At 65.9% G+C, this 13740-nt stretch carries 14 protein-coding genes and 1 riboswitch; of the genes, 8 read left to right on the top strand and 6 right to left on the bottom strand.

Annotated features, from left to right (window positions below; translation table 11 throughout):
* Positions 1-112 precede the first annotated feature (112 nt).
* Positions 113-3373, top strand: a complete 3261-nt coding sequence (locus ACFWBU_RS04955; RefSeq protein ID WP_378527673.1) for an error-prone DNA polymerase — start codon at positions 113-115, stop codon at positions 3371-3373.
* 183 nt (positions 3374-3556) lie between these two features.
* Positions 3557-3865, top strand: coding sequence for a rhodanese-like domain-containing protein (locus ACFWBU_RS04950; RefSeq protein WP_169619890.1), 309 nt, complete (start codon positions 3557-3559; stop codon positions 3863-3865).
* A 27-nt stretch (positions 3866-3892) separates the two neighbouring features.
* On the opposite strand, the gene ACFWBU_RS04945 is transcribed toward ACFWBU_RS04950, so the two are convergent.
* Positions 3893-4069, bottom strand: a complete 177-nt coding sequence (locus tag ACFWBU_RS04945) for a hypothetical protein (protein ID WP_378527672.1) — start codon at positions 4067-4069, stop codon at positions 3893-3895.
* A gap of 66 nt (positions 4070-4135) precedes the next feature.
* Between ACFWBU_RS04945 and ACFWBU_RS04940 the strand changes: the two genes are divergently transcribed.
* Positions 4136-4498, top strand: a complete 363-nt coding sequence (locus ACFWBU_RS04940) for a hypothetical protein (protein ID WP_378527671.1) — start codon at positions 4136-4138, stop codon at positions 4496-4498.
* Positions 4499-4660: 162 nt separating this feature from the next.
* The gene (locus tag ACFWBU_RS04935) at positions 4661-5317 is read left to right on the top strand and encodes a hypothetical protein (RefSeq protein WP_378527670.1); all 657 of its coding nucleotides are present in this window, start codon (positions 4661-4663) and stop codon (positions 5315-5317) included.
* A 245-nt stretch (positions 5318-5562) separates the two neighbouring features.
* Here ACFWBU_RS04935 and ACFWBU_RS04930 read toward each other — a convergent pair whose 3' ends face one another.
* Both ACFWBU_RS04930 and ACFWBU_RS04925 read right to left on the bottom strand, forming a co-directional pair.
* Positions 5563-6027, bottom strand: a complete 465-nt coding sequence (locus ACFWBU_RS04930) for a tRNA (cytidine(34)-2'-O)-methyltransferase (protein WP_378527669.1) — start codon at positions 6025-6027, stop codon at positions 5563-5565.
* A gap of 136 nt (positions 6028-6163) precedes the next feature.
* Positions 6164-6304 (bottom strand): hypothetical protein, encoded by a 141-nt coding sequence (locus ACFWBU_RS04925; RefSeq protein ID WP_169619887.1) that lies wholly within the window; start codon positions 6302-6304, stop codon positions 6164-6166.
* Positions 6305-6874: 570 nt separating this feature from the next.
* Between ACFWBU_RS04925 and ACFWBU_RS04920 the strand changes: the two genes are divergently transcribed.
* Together ACFWBU_RS04920 and ACFWBU_RS04915 are read left to right on the top strand one after the other, a co-directional pair.
* The gene (locus tag ACFWBU_RS04920; RefSeq protein ID WP_169619886.1) at positions 6875-7729 is read left to right on the top strand and encodes a bifunctional methylenetetrahydrofolate dehydrogenase/methenyltetrahydrofolate cyclohydrolase; all 855 of its coding nucleotides are present in this window, start codon (positions 6875-6877) and stop codon (positions 7727-7729) included.
* Positions 7730-7749: 20 nt separating this feature from the next.
* Entirely contained in the window at positions 7750-8034 is a 285-nt protein-coding gene (locus tag ACFWBU_RS04915) for a DUF3017 domain-containing protein (protein ID WP_169619885.1), read from the top strand.
* A gap of 45 nt (positions 8035-8079) precedes the next feature.
* Here ACFWBU_RS04915 and ACFWBU_RS04910 read toward each other — a convergent pair whose 3' ends face one another.
* A complete protein-coding gene (locus ACFWBU_RS04910; RefSeq protein ID WP_169619884.1) occupies positions 8080-9405 on the bottom strand; it encodes an MFS transporter in 1326 nt (441 codons plus the stop codon).
* Between the two features lie 163 nt (positions 9406-9568).
* Here ACFWBU_RS04910 and ACFWBU_RS04905 point away from each other — a divergent pair, with 163 nt between their 5' ends.
* The gene (locus tag ACFWBU_RS04905) at positions 9569-10738 is read left to right on the top strand and encodes an LLM class flavin-dependent oxidoreductase (protein WP_378527668.1); all 1170 of its coding nucleotides are present in this window, start codon (positions 9569-9571) and stop codon (positions 10736-10738) included.
* A gap of 8 nt (positions 10739-10746) precedes the next feature.
* Here ACFWBU_RS04905 and ACFWBU_RS04900 read toward each other — a convergent pair whose 3' ends face one another.
* Positions 10747-11880, bottom strand: coding sequence for a homoserine O-acetyltransferase (locus ACFWBU_RS04900; protein ID WP_240951970.1), 1134 nt, complete (start codon positions 11878-11880; stop codon positions 10747-10749).
* Positions 11877-12038, bottom strand: a complete 162-nt coding sequence (locus ACFWBU_RS04895; RefSeq protein WP_169619882.1) for a hypothetical protein — start codon at positions 12036-12038, stop codon at positions 11877-11879. Before ACFWBU_RS04895 ends, ACFWBU_RS04900 begins: the two co-directional genes overlap by 4 nt.
* Positions 12039-12049: 11 nt before the next feature.
* Positions 12050-12161: riboswitch (SAM riboswitch) on the bottom strand.
* A gap of 267 nt (positions 12162-12428) precedes the next feature.
* Between ACFWBU_RS04895 and ACFWBU_RS04890 the strand changes: the two genes are divergently transcribed.
* A complete protein-coding gene (locus tag ACFWBU_RS04890) occupies positions 12429-13646 on the top strand; it encodes an NADP-dependent isocitrate dehydrogenase (protein WP_169619881.1) in 1218 nt (405 codons plus the stop codon).
* Positions 13647-13740 lie beyond the last annotated feature (94 nt).

Raw genomic sequence — 13740 nt, 5'->3', positions numbered from 1 at the left:
CGCCCGCTACCGACACGTAGGCACGAACAGCACCTGAATCACGCACGGGGTTGCACAACTATCGAACATACGTGCGATAATTGTGGTGAATACGTGCAGTTGGAGGTGCGGAATGGGATGGGGAAACGGCCCGCCGACCTGGTCGGAGATGGAGCGTGTCCTGTCCGGCAGGCCTCCGTCCGGCGCATCCCGCCGCGATCTCGTCCACCCCGGCGACGGCAACGACAGCCCGGCGTGGAGCCGCACCCGAGGCGAGTACGAAAGTCGGGCCCGGCCACCCGACGGCCCGGTGGTGCCGTACGCCGAGTTGCACACGCACTCGGCGTTCAGCTTCCTCGACGGCGCCTCGACCCCGGAGGAACTGGTCGAAGAAGCGGTGTGTCTCGGCCTCGAGGCTCTCGCGATCACCGATCACGACGGCCTGTACGGCGCCGTGCGCTTCGCCGAAGCCGCGCGGGAACTCGATATGCGGACGGTGTTCGGTGCGGAGTTGACGCTCGACGATGCGCATCTGCTGGTGCTCGCCCGCGGACAGGAAGGGTACCGCCGGTTGTCTCGGCAGATCGCCGATGCACACCTGGTCGGAGGGGAGAAGAACGAACCTCGTTACGACTACGACGCGCTCACCGATGCGGCGGGCGGCCACTGGCAGATCCTCACCGGGTGCCGTAACGGACACGTGCGCCGTGCCCTCGACAACGGTGGTCCGGGAGCCGCCGAAGCGGCTCTGCTCGATCTCGTCGACCGGTTCGGGCCCGACCGCGTCACCGTCGAGCTCACGTGGCAGGGAACTCCCGACGATTACGAACGCAATGTCGCACTGTTCGGACTCGCGGAGCGCCACGGAATTTCGTCTGTCGCCGGTACCGCCGCACACTTCGCCCGGCCGGAGCGCCGACGACTCGCCATGGCCATGGCGGCCATATCCGATCGACAGAGCCTCGACGACGCAGCGAGTCGCCTCCCTCCCGCCGGTGGCGGCCATCTCCGCTCCGGAGCCGAGATGGCCCGGCTGTTCACGGCCTTTCCCGGTGCCGTGCACACCGCGGCGGAACTCGGCCGCGAATGTGCTTTCGACCTGCGGCTCATCGCCCCGAAGCTACCTCCGTTCGACGTGCCCGACGGGCACACGGAGTTCACGTGGCTGCGTGCCCTCACCTACGCGGGCGCACTCCGCCGGTACGGACCGGTCGAGCACAACCGGGATGCGTACCGGCAGATCGAGCACGAACTCGGCATCATCGGCAGTCTCGGCTTTCCCGGTTACTTCCTGGTCGTCCACGACATCGTCGAGTTCTGCAGGGACAACGACATCCTTTGCCAGGGAAGAGGTTCGGCTGCCAACTCTGCTGTCTGTTACGCCATCGGCATCACCAACGTCGACCCCGTGCGCAACCGACTACTGTTCGAACGGTTCCTGTCACCGGAGCGCGACGGACCTCCCGATATCGACCTCGACATCGAATCCGATCGGCGCGAAGAAGCGATCCAGCACGTCTATGCGAAATACGGCCGGACCCACGCCGCGCAGGTCGCCAACGTCATCACCTACCGCGGAAGGTCGGCGGTTCGCGACATGGCGCGCGCGCTCGGTTACTCGCAGGGGCAGCAGGATGCGTGGAGCAAACAGATCAGCAGATGGGGAGGGGTGAGCGTCGAAACCGACGCAGACATCCCCACTGCCGTTCTCGATCTCGCCGAGCAGATCGAAGGCCTGCCACGACATCTCGGAATCCATTCGGGCGGCATGGTGATCTGCGACCGGCCCGTCTCCGATGTGTGCCCTGTCGAATGGGCGCGAATGCCGGGCCGCACCGTCCTGCAATGGGACAAGGACGATTGTGCCGCCGCGGGACTCGTGAAGTTCGACCTACTCGGACTGGGAATGCTCTCCGCGCTGCATTACATGATCGATCTCGTCGCCGAACATGAAGGTGTCCGGGTCGATCTCGCGCAACTCGACCTGACCGAGGACGGCGTGTACGAGATGCTGCGCCGCGCCGACTCGGTGGGTGTGTTCCAGGTGGAGTCACGCGCGCAGATGGCAACCTTGCCGCGTCTGAAACCCCGGAACTTCTACGACCTCGTCATCGAAGTGGCGCTCATCCGGCCCGGACCCATCCAGGGCGGGTCCGTGCATCCGTACATCCGCCGTCGCAACGGACTCGAACCGGTCACCTACGACCATCCGTGTCTCGAGAAGTCGCTCGAACGCACCCTCGGTGTCCCGCTGTTCCAGGAACAGTTGATGCAGATGGCAGTCGATGCCGCCGGGTTCAGCGCAGCCGAGGCCGATCAGTTGCGACGGGCGATGGGATCGAAGCGATCGCCCGAGAAGATGGAGCGCCTGCGCGACCGCCTCTACGACGGGATGCGCGAGTTGCACGGCATCACCGGCGCCGTCGCCGACGGCATCTACGAGAAACTGCATGCGTTCGCGAATTTCGGTTTCCCCGAAAGCCATTCGCAGAGTTTCGCGTCGCTCGTCTTCTATTCCGCCTGGTTCAAACTGCATCATCCCGCCGCATTCTGTGCGGGTCTGCTCCGGGCGCAGCCGATGGGCTTCTACTCTCCGCAGTCGCTCGTCGCCGACGCACGCCGGCACGGGGTGATCGTGCACGGTCCCGACATCGGTGCGAGCCTCGCGCAGGCGACGGTGGAGAACGCGGGGAAGGAAGTGCGGCTCGGTCTTGCGTCGGTGCGGCACATCGGCGAAGACCTTGCCGAACGGATCGTCACCGAACGGCAGGAACACGGCCCGTACACCTCGTTCCTGGACCTCACCGCGCGTATCGAATTCACCACTGCGCAGGCCGAGGCACTCGCGACCGCCGGAGCGCTCGGCGGGTTCGGCGTCACCCGGCGTGAGGCGCTGTGGGCTGCTGCCCCCGCTGCCACTCAGCGCCCGGGGCGACTGCCCGGTGTGGGGGCGACCGCCGTGGCGCCGGCACTGCCGGGCATGAGCGCCCTCGAGCTGGCCGCCGCCGATGTCTGGGCCACGGGGGTGTCCCCGGACAGTTACCCGACGCAGTTCCTGCGTGCACGGCTCGACGCGCTCGGCGTGGTTCCGGCGTCGCGACTGCTCGACGTGCCGGACGGAACGAGGGTGCTCGTCGGAGGGGCGGTGACGCACCGGCAGCGACCCGCAACGGCCGCAGGCGTCACCTTCCTCAACCTGGAGGACGAAACCGGCATGGTGAACGTGGTGTGTTCGGTCGGGCTGTGGGCGCGGTACCGCACCCTCGCCCACACCGCCTCGGCGTTACTCGTCCGGGGGCGACTCCAGAACGCCGACGGCGTGGTGACGCTGCTCGCCGACCACCTGGAACCTTTGGACCTGCGGATGCCGGGCAAGTCGCGCGACTTCCAGTGATGCCCCCGACTGTCGGTGGCCTGTATCGGGTGCATGGAGGGTGACCTGAGGGGTCGCGCTACCGTGGGGACGTTCCCGATCGTGTGCCCCCGGAATCGTCAACCTGGTCGCGTGGCTCGTCATGCGCCTGCGATGCTCGTCCGGAGTACCCGACGAAACCCTTGATCGAGAGGACCCACACCGATGCGTGAGGTCGACCTGGTTGCCTTCGAGACCGCACTCGCCGACGGAGCACCCGTCATCGATGTACGCGAACGCGACGAATACGCCCAGGTGCGGGTGCCCGGCGTCACCAATATCCCGCTCAGTGAGTTCGTCGCCCGCATCGACGAGATTCCCACGACCGGGACCGTGTACGTGATCTGCGCCGTCGGCGGACGCAGCCTCCAGGCCGCGAACTATCTCGCGGGCCGGGGAATCGACGCGGTGTCCGTCGCCGCGGGCACCGACGGGTGGGCGCGTTCGGGCAGGCCCACCGAGAGCGGCGAGTAAGCGGCAGCGGCCGCGGGGCCGCAGCACTCAGTGAGCGGCAGCGGTGCCGAGGAGTGCTGCGGCTCCCGCGACCAACCCGTCGCGCCAATGAACGTTGTCGTGACCGCCGCAGAATTCGCGGTAGTCGACGTCGAACCGCTTTGCGAGGCGCCGAACGTCGCGATTCTCTTCGATCAACTGCGGCTCCAGAACTCCGCTACGCATCCGGAATCGTGACCCGCACTCGTCTCATCTCTGGTGCCAACGGCTCATCTCGGGAATGATCCCGATATGAGCCTTCACCTCTCCCTCGGCGAGAAGATCGCACCGAAGGGCCGGATTCTTACGGTTTCCGAACTCGATGTAGCCACCTTGGCCGATATGCGTCCATTGCTGATCGAAGTTGCGCGCTCCCGCGGGACTATCTCTTATTCGGCGCTCATAAAGGCACTGGATTTGCCGCACGCGACTAACGGCTTGGGACGCATACTGGACCTACTGTCCGAGGATTGTAGCCGTCGGGACGAACCCTCCCTGGCCGCGCTTGTAGTCTCGCAATCGACTGGGGAAGTAGGGGAAGCCTTTTGGGGGAATCCGGCTTCCGAACGAAAGTTGGTGTATCAAATCTGGGGAGAAATCGCTGAAGCGGAGTGATGCATAGGCCCCGATCGTTCTCCTGGTGTTCAAGAGACATGACCATTGACTCGAGGAGTTCTGACGTCTCGTTGTCCCACCTGGCGCTCCCGCCTGCGATATCCTGCCGAGATGGTCGGTCGGCCACATCGACTGGTCGGCGCACCCTCAGGAGGTGTGGTCGTGAAGATTCGAGTAGTGCCAGCGCTGATATCGGTCTTGCTTCTTACGGGATGCGTCGCTGACGATGATTCCGACACGACAGGAGCTGGTACAGGCAATGCGTCAACAGAATCGACGACCGTCGGGCTGCCCCGCAATGCACAAGGGCGAATTGACAAGAACTTTGGCGAGTCCGCCGGCCTCCACGACAACGCCAGTGGTGAACCTGCCTTTACGTTCACACTGACCAACCCTCGAATGAATTCGGGATGCACGGGTTTCTGGCAGATCACCCCGAATGGGCATTACCTGTTCGTCGACGTCGAGGCCGTCACGTCGTCGACCTATACGGAAGCGGTCACCGGTGCAGGTAACCGCAGCGTCAAACAGATGGCCGACCGCAGCTTGAAAGCGGGTAACTGGAAGGGGATTGGGCCGGATGGGGCCGTGCTGACCAGCCTGATCAGCACCGCGGCGCTCAACTGCGACGAACTCGACGACGACGGGTTCAACGAGCCGTTGGCGCCGGCGTCAACTTATCGAGGCACATACGCTTTTGACATCCCGATCGGAACCAAGAGCATTTACCTGGACATGTTGGGAAAGGACATCAGCTGGGAGTGGCGGATTCCGGAGACCCTGAGCCCAGGTGCACCCGGTGCACCGAGCGGGTTCTGAGTCGTACACACCGATTATCTTGCCGTGGCGGCGGGCGTCGTGGATCTTCCGGTGGCAACGCGAGGTGGGGGCGCAGTGTGCGGTATCTGGCTCTGATGGGTTTGACCGTGTCCGCAGCGGCGACGTGGTATCGCCGGTGCGATGACGCGTAAGGCATCACCAGCAAAGGCGCGTTCTGCCTGTGTGCGATCAAAAGATCAATTTGAACTTTTGCACGGCCGCTCCCGTATCGCGATTGAAGCGAATCAGACAGCGCCTTCAAAGCCGTTCTGGCGCCAGGCTTCGTAACTGACCACCGCGGCGGCGTTCGACAGGTTCAGCGAGCGCCGGCCCGGCAGCATCGGGATGCGGACCTGCGCGGTGATGTGCGGGTCGGACAGGACCTCTTCCGAGAGCCCCGTCGGCTCCGGTCCGAACAGCAGCACGTCGCCCGGCCGGTACTCGATCTCTGCGTAACCGGTGGTGCCGTGAGCGGTGAAGGCGTACACGCGCTCGGGGCGCAGAGCCTCCCACGCGGCAGCAAGATCGGCGTGAACCGTGACCGACGCGAGGTCGTGGTAGTCGAGACCCGCCCGGCGCAGTTTCGGCTCCGAGAGGTCGAACCCGAGTGGTTCCACGAGGTGCAGTTCGGCACCCGTCGCGGCAACCATCCGAATGGCGTTGCCGGTGTTGGGCGGAATGCGTGGTTCGTGGAACATCACTCTGAACATAACCAGAGAAAGATAGCACCACGACGGTAAACGCCCTGGGCCTGGGAGGTCGCGCCCCGATGGTGGCCGGGGCGCGACCCCTCCGAGTGCCCGCAGAAGACGGATGTCGCCGGACGGTGAGCACATGCGCTGCCGACTAGAAGGATCCCCCCAGCAGGAGGTGGATCACCGCGAACGGCATCCCGAGGAAAGCAATAGCGGTGAAGAGCGCGGACTGTATCGGCTCTCCTGCGACGTACCCGTCGCCGATCCATTGCAAGATTTCGACCGAGCCCATGGTGTGCCTCCTGTTTTCGGTTGTGTGTCAACGGGATTGTCGCGCGCACACGACAATCCGTTACTGATTGTGTATCGGCTTCGGCGAGGTTCGCGACGGCAGATGTGGCCCGGCGGTCTCGATGCCGCGGCAAGGTTGTGAAAAGTCTTCTACGTCAATGGGTTCGAATGACAGACTGCCGAGCTGTGTTGATGGTGGTGGACCGGTTGTGTCCATTTCGCGCACGCTCCGTCATCGAATGTTGTTGTGCGAAAGCAACATCTTGCGGTTTTGTTCCGATCCGTGTCGGCCGCGCAACAACCCCTTGGCGCGCACGCTGACAAGTGACACCGCGGTGGTGCCGGTGGATGTTCCGGAATGGAGTCGCCCGGGAGTATCCGGCCCGAGTTCTGCCGGGCCTGCTCACGCTGCAACAGCCCCGAGGCGGCAACAGTAGGTAAGCCGGGCACCGCTCATGACATGACCCCGCCCCGGGCCCTACACGGCGGACGGCAACCGGAATCGGCAGACCGCGACCCGCGCACGCGGGCTGACGATCCGCGGCGCGCAGTCGCCTGGAACAATGGAACCGTGACTGCGACGATCCTGGACGGCAAAGCAACCCGCGACGAGATTTTCGAGGACCTGAAGGCACGAGTGGCCGTGCTGAGGGAGCAGGGCATCACGCCCGGCCTCGGCACCATCCTCGTGGGCGACGACCCGGGATCGGCAGCGTACGTGCGGGGCAAGCACAACGACTGCGCGAAGGTCGGCATCACGTCGATCCGCAAGGACCTGCCCGCCGACATCACCCAGGAACAGCTCGAGCAGGCGATCGACGAGCTCAATGCGGATCCGGCCTGCACCGGATACATCGTGCAGTTGCCGTTGCCCCGGCACCTCGACGAGAACGCTGCCCTCGAGCGGATCGACGCAGACAAGGACGCCGACGGGCTGCATCCGATCAATCTCGGTCGTCTGGTCCTCGGCAAAGAGGCGGCGCTGCCCTGCACGCCGCGAGGAATCCTGCACCTCCTGCGACGCTACGACGTGCCGATCGCGGGATCGCACGTGACGGTCGTGGGCCGCGGTGTCACCGTCGGCCGCCCGATCGGGCTGCTGTTCACGCGCCGCAGCGAGAACGCCACCGTCACGCTGTGCCACACCGGCACCCGGGACCTCGCCGCGGAGGTGCGCCGGGCCGACATCGTGATTGCGGCGGCCGGCGTACCCGGACTCGTCACCGCCGACATGGTCAAGCCGGGCGCGGCAGTCCTGGATGTGGGCGTCTCGCGCACTCCGGACGGGCTGCGCGGCGACGTCGCCGACGATGTGCGCGAGGTCGCGGGTTTCGTCTCCCCGAACCCCGGCGGCGTCGGACCGCTCACCCGCGCCTTCCTGCTCACCAACGTGGTGGAGCGGGCAGAGCAACTCGCGGCGCGCTGACCGGGCACGGGCACACAGTCATGGGCCGGGCCTTGCGGTTCGCACGTCTGAATCTGCCGCTCATTGCCGTCACTCTGGTGATCGCGATCGCGGTGGCGCTCGTTCTCGCAGACCGGTGGCGGCGCGGCGCGTTCGTCTTCGGGGGTGCCACGATCCTTGCGGGGCTGCTGCGGTGGGTTCTCGACGACAGTCGGGTCGGTGTACTCGCGGTGCGCAGCAAGGGCTTCGACGTGGGGGCGCTCCTCGTCGTCGGAGGGGTCATCGTCGCGCTCGCGGCGTCCATCGATCCGCTCGGCACCGGATAGCCGGCTGCGGGTGGGCCGGGCGGTATCCCGCCCGCAGCCCCCGGTTCAGAGGTGCAGATCCTGCTTACGGATCAGGGCGGTCGCGATGACGCTGACCGCGGCTGTCCCGACGAGGTAGGCGCATGCGATCCAGGGGCTGCCGCCGCCGACGGCGATGAGCGCGGTCAGGATCATGGGGGTGACGCCCGACGCGTAGATGCCGGAGAACTGGTAGACCACCGACAATCCCGTGTACCGGATTTCCGCGGGGTACAGGCTCGCATACAGAGTTCCCTGCGCGCCGTAGAAGAGGGCGTGGACGATGCCGAAGACTACGACCATGGCGACCGCGAACCAGACGAGGCTGTTCGTTCCGAAAAGCCCGAACGCGGGGAACACGGCGACGCCGTAGGCCGCGATGCCGATGAGGTAGATCCGTTTCGCGCCGAACCTGTCCACCAGCAGGCCCGACAGCGGCAGCAGCGCAGCCATCACGAGCGCGGCCACGGTGACCACCAGCAGCACCGGCACCTTCTCGAAGTTCAGATCCTTGGTGGCGTAGGCGATCGCGAACACGCCCCACGTGTTGAAGGCGGCACCTTCGCCCCATCTCGAGAGCAGACCCAGAACCGTGCCGCGGCGGACCGCCGGCCGGAAGACGTCCAACAGTGGCGCCGCCGACCTCTTCGCGAGGTCTTGGACCTCACGGAACGCGGGGGTCTCGTCGACCTTGAGCCGGACGACGAACCCCACGACGACGAGAACAAGACTGAGAAGGAAGGCGATGCGCCATCCGTACGCCAGGAACTGCTCGTCGTCGAAGATCACCTGTAGTGCTGCGAAGACCCCGGTGCCCAGTGCGAGACCCAGGGCCAGACCGACCTGCGGAATGCTCCCGAACAGGCCCCGCTTCTTTTCCGGACTGTGCTCCACGGCGAGCAGCACCGCGCCGGCCCATTCGCCGCCCAGGGCGAAGCCCTGCAGGATGCGCAGCACCAGCAGCAGGACCGGTGCGAGAACTCCCACCTGCTCGTGGGTCGGCAGAATTCCCATCAGGGCCGTGGCGATGCCCATGATGAACATCGTGAGCGCGAGTGTCTTCTTGCGGCCGATGCGGTCGCCGATATGGCCGAAGACGACGCCGCCGATCGGTCGCACCAGGAAGCCCACCGCGAAGGTGGCGAACGCGAGCATCGTTCCGACGAAGGAACTCTGGTCGGGGAAGAAAAGCTGGTTGAACACCAGGCTCGCGGCGGTCGCGTAGAGGAAGAAGTCGTACCACTCCACGGTGGTGCCGAGCAGACTGGCCGCGACGACGGTGCGCAGGCGTTTGCGGCGCTCCGGATCCGATTCGATCCCGGGCGCGGGAGTGGGCTGGGACAGCGTGGTCATGGGCTCGATCCGTCTGTAGAGGTCTGCAACCCGGCGACGCTAACCACCACCGGGACTGCACCGCACCGGTTCTGCTCACGCTGATTCCAACTGTCGCTCCACACCGCGGAGCCCTGATGTACTGAGCTCCGTTTCATGCCTGCCGTCGACCCGAGGATGTCGCGTGTCTTTGCATCTGCACTGGTTTCTGCCCACCTACGGGGACTCCCGGAATCTCATGGCAGGAGGTCACGGAAGCTCGATGGCGGGAGATCGTCCCGCAACCCTGCGCTATCTGAACCAGATCGGAGCCGCTGCCGAGTCCAGCGGGTTCGAATCGGTGCTCACGCCGACCGGAGCGTGGTGCGAAGACGCGTGGCTGACCACGGCGATGATGATCGACACCACGGACACTCTCAAGTTCCTCGTCGCGTTACGTCCCGGGCTCATCTCCCCGACCCTCGCCGCCCAGATGGCCGCGACCTTCCAATGGCAATCACGGGGCCGGCTGCTCCTCAACGTGGTCACCGGCGGTGAAGATCACGAGCAGCGCACCTTCGGCGACTTTCTCGACAAGAACCAGCGCTATGCGCGGTGCGGCGAGTATCTCGACGTTCTCCGCCGGCTGTGGGCCGGCAACGGACCGGTCGACTTCGACGGCGACTACATCAAGGTCGAGAACGCACAGCTTCAGCGCATTCCCGACCCGGCACCGCCGTTGTTCTTCGGCGGGTCTTCTCCCGCCGCGGGAACCGTCGCGTCGAGGTACTGCGACACCTACCTCACCTGGGGTGAGCCGCCGAGCGCGGTCGCCGACAAGATCGCCTGGATCCGTGGGCTGGCCGACATCCAGGGACGCACCCTCGACTACGGCATCCGGCTGCACGTCATCAGCCGGGACACGTCGGAACAGGCGTGGGCAGAGGCCGACCGGCTGCTCTCGCAACTCGATCCCGCGACGATCGAGAAGGCGCAGCAGAGTCTGGCCCGCTCGGGATCGGAAGGGCAACGGCGGATGGTGGAACTGCACGGGGGAGGGGCCGCCTACTCCGCGGGCCGCGACGCGCGCAGTCTCGAGGTGTCGCCGAACCTGTGGACCGGTGTCGGCTTGGTTCGGGGTGGCGCGGGCACGGCGCTGGTCGGCTCACACGAGGAGGTCGCCGATCGGATCGCCGAGTACGCGGCGGTCGGGCTCGACCACTTCGTGTTCTCCGGGTATCCCCACCTCGAAGAGGCATATCGGTTCGGTGAGGATGTGCGGCCGATCCTCGAGCGACGCGGCCTGGTGGCGCCGCGCGAGGATCGGCCGGGCGATCTGTCGGGTTCGACGGCGTTCCTGCCGTCCGCCCGGTAGGGCCGCGGTCAGCCCTGCGCCAGCACCATCAATTCGTCGAGGAGTTTCGCCACGGCTTCCGCTTCGGTGAGGAAGCCGTCGTGGCCGTTGCGGGAGACGAGGACGCGCAGTCGGTCGGCTCCCGGGAGCCCGTCCGCGATCTCCTGCTGTAACCGCAGCGGATACAGGCGGTCCGAGTCGACGCCGGCGACGATGGTCTTCACGGGAGTTGAAGCGAGCGCAGCGTCGACGCCACCGCGGCCGCGGCCTACGTCGTGCCGGTTCATCACTTCGGACAGCACGACGTAGGTGCCCGGATCGAACCGTGCCACGAGCTTGTCGGCCTGATGCTCGAGGTACCCCTCCACCGAGTACCGCCCCCCGCGCCACGGGTCCTCGCCGTCCTGCGGGTGGTTCGCGAACCGGGCATCGAGTTCGAGTTCGGTGCGGTAGGTCAGGTGCGCGATGCGGCGGGCGATGCCGAGACCGGTCGCGGGGATGCGGCCGGTGCCGTAGTAGTCGCCTCCCTGCCAGTCCGGATCCGCGGTGATCGCGGCGATCTGCGTGCTCTGCATGCCGATCTGGTCGGCGGTCGCGCGTGCGCCGGTCGCGAGCACGAGGGCAGCGCGTACCCGGTCGGGGTGGGTGACGATCCACTCGAGTGTGCGCATACCGCCCATGGAGCCGCCGGTCACAGCGGCGAGGGTGTCGATGCCGAGCGCGTCGAGCAGTGCGGCTTCGGCGGCGACCTGATCGCGCACGGTGATCTGGGGGAACCGTGAACCCCAGGCCGTGCCGTCGGGTGCGAGGCTTCCCGGGCCGGTGGTGCCGCGGCAGCCGCCGAGCACGTTGGTGGAGATCACGCACCACCGATCGGTGTCGAGCGGGGCTCCGGGACCGACCATTCCCGACCACCAGCCCGGCGACGGATGATCCGGACCGGCCTGGCCGGTCACATGCGAATCACCTGTCAGGGCGTGCTCGATGAGGACGACGTTGTCGCGGGCAGCAGAGAGCGCACCCCATCGCTGAACCGCGATCGTGACGTCCGGAAGCGACTCGCCGCTCTCGAGCTTCAGGGAGCCGATGCGGATCTTTTGCAGGCGTCCGTCGGCGGGCGGCAGTTCGACGTGCGCCGGCTGCGTGTCCGTGTCTGTGGTCAAGGCGTGACCGCCTCGGCGTGGGGAGAGAACGAGGCGCCACGGGCAAGCGTGATCGACTCGACGGCCCGGCCGCTCGGGGGGAAGATGTACTGGGTGTCGCTCATCATGTCCTTCGAACCCTGGGGGAGGGCGCGGAGCAGGAGCTGTTCGCTCGTCATCTCACCCTCCCGAAACCGGCTTGCCGTCGGCCTTCCGACGACCGTGTCCTCACCCGGAGCACCCCACCCTGGCTGGAGGGTTGCCGGCCAGCAAGCCGGGGCTTCGCGCTGGCACTCATGACCTCGCCGAAAGTCTAGCGACTCTCGCGCGCGAAGGGGCATGGGGTCCCGCAGCGGCTGTGACCAGCGGCAAGGTTACCGGTCGGTAGTAGTCGAGGGCGGTATTGCCGCTTTGCGGACGCGTCGGATAGCAGTACGCTTGTCTTGTTTGGTCGCTGTCAGTACGCGGGACAGGGCCATGCTCGCTCGTACCGAGCCGATGGCGACTGCGCTCACAAAGCACAGTCGATTGGGGACCAAGTAAACGTCCTAGGAGGACAAGAAGCGCACATGTCCAAGATCAAAGTTGAGGGTAAAGTCGTCGAACTCGACGGCGACGAGATGACCCGCATTATCTGGCAGTTCATCAAAGACAAGCTGATCCATCCGTACCTGGACGTGGATCTCGAATATTACGACCTCGGTGTGGAGCACCGCGATGCCACCGACGATCAGGTGACCATCGACGCGGCCAACGCCATCAAGAAGCACAACGTCGGCGTCAAGTGCGCGACGATCACGCCGGACGAGGCGCGGGTCGAAGAATTCGGCCTGAAGAAGATGTGGCGTTCGCCCAACGGCACCATCCGTAACATCCTCGGCGGCACCATTTTCCGCGCGCCGATCATCATCTCGAACGTGCCGCGCCTGGTGCCGGGCTGGACCAAGCCCGTCATCGTCGGCCGCCACGCATTCGGTGATCAGTACCGCGCCACCGACTTCAAGGTCGACCGTCCGGGCACCGTGACGATCACCTTCACCCCGGAGGACGGCAGCGAGCCGATCCAGCACGAGGTGTGCCAGATCCCCGACGACGGCGGGGTCGTCATGGGTATGTACAACTACAAGAAGTCCATCCAGGACTTCGCGCGCGCATCACTGTCGTATGGTCTGCAGCGCAACTACCCCGTGTACCTGTCGACGAAGAACACGATCCTCAAGGCCTACGACGGCATGTTCAAGGACGAGTTCCAGCGCATCTACGAGGAAGAGTTCAAGGCAGAGTTCGACGCCGCGGGCCTGACCTACGAGCACCGCCTCATCGACGACATGGTCGCCTCCTCGCTCAAGTGGGAGGGTGGATACGTCTGGGCGTGCAAGAACTACGACGGCGACGTCCAGTCCGACACCGTCGCGCAGGGCTACGGCTCGCTCGGCCTGATGACGTCGGTCCTGATGACCCCGGACGGCAAGACCGTCGAGGCGGAGGCCGCACACGGCACCGTGACCCGCCACTTCCGCCAGCATCAGCAGGGCAAGCCGACGTCGACGAACCCGATCGCGTCGATCTTCGCCTGGACCCGCGGTCTCGAGCACCGTGGCAAGCTCGACAACACCCCCGAGGTGATCGAGTTCGCGCAGCAGCTCGAGGACGTCGTCATCAAGACCGTCGAGAACGGCCAGATGACCAAGGACCTCGCTCTGCTGGTCGGCCCCGAGCAGGCCTGGCTCACCACCGAGGAGTTCCTCGGCGCGCTCGACGAGAACCTGCAGAAGGCTCGCGCCTGATCCTGCTCTCCGGTTAGGCAGCACAGACACGGGACGCCCTTCGGGGCGTCCCGTGTCGTGTCGGGCAGGCTGTTCCTGCCACCCGTGTGTCTGG

Source organism: Rhodococcus sp. NPDC060084 (genome assembly GCF_042730335.1).
In the GTDB taxonomy this organism is placed as follows: Bacteria; Actinomycetota; Actinomycetes; order Mycobacteriales; family Mycobacteriaceae; genus Rhodococcus.
Note: the sequence above shows the minus strand (reverse complement) of the source record. Positions and strands in the feature narration are given on the sequence as shown.

Excerpts from the sequence above, each read along its gene's own strand:
- ACFWBU_RS04955 (WP_378527673.1), top strand. The coding sequence starts at position 113 with ATGGGATGGGGAAACGGCCCGCCGACCTGGTCGGAGATGGAGCGTGTC.
- ACFWBU_RS04950 (WP_169619890.1), top strand. The coding sequence starts at position 3,557 with ATGCGTGAGGTCGACCTGGTTGCCTTCGAGACCGCACTCGCCGACGGA.
- ACFWBU_RS04945 (WP_378527672.1), bottom strand. The coding sequence starts at position 4,069 with ATGCGTAGCGGAGTTCTGGAGCCGCAGTTGATCGAAGAGAATCGCGAC.
- ACFWBU_RS04940 (WP_378527671.1), top strand. The coding sequence starts at position 4,136 with ATGAGCCTTCACCTCTCCCTCGGCGAGAAGATCGCACCGAAGGGCCGG.
- ACFWBU_RS04930 (WP_378527669.1), bottom strand. The coding sequence starts at position 6,027 with ATGTTCAGAGTGATGTTCCACGAACCACGCATTCCGCCCAACACCGGC.
- ACFWBU_RS04925 (WP_169619887.1), bottom strand. The coding sequence starts at position 6,304 with ATGGGCTCGGTCGAAATCTTGCAATGGATCGGCGACGGGTACGTCGCA.
- ACFWBU_RS04915 (WP_169619885.1), top strand. The coding sequence starts at position 7,750 with ATGGGCCGGGCCTTGCGGTTCGCACGTCTGAATCTGCCGCTCATTGCC.
- ACFWBU_RS04910 (WP_169619884.1), bottom strand. The coding sequence starts at position 9,405 with ATGACCACGCTGTCCCAGCCCACTCCCGCGCCCGGGATCGAATCGGAT.
- ACFWBU_RS04895 (WP_169619882.1), bottom strand. The coding sequence starts at position 12,038 with ATGACGAGCGAACAGCTCCTGCTCCGCGCCCTCCCCCAGGGTTCGAAG.
- ACFWBU_RS04890 (WP_169619881.1), top strand. The coding sequence starts at position 12,429 with ATGTCCAAGATCAAAGTTGAGGGTAAAGTCGTCGAACTCGACGGCGAC.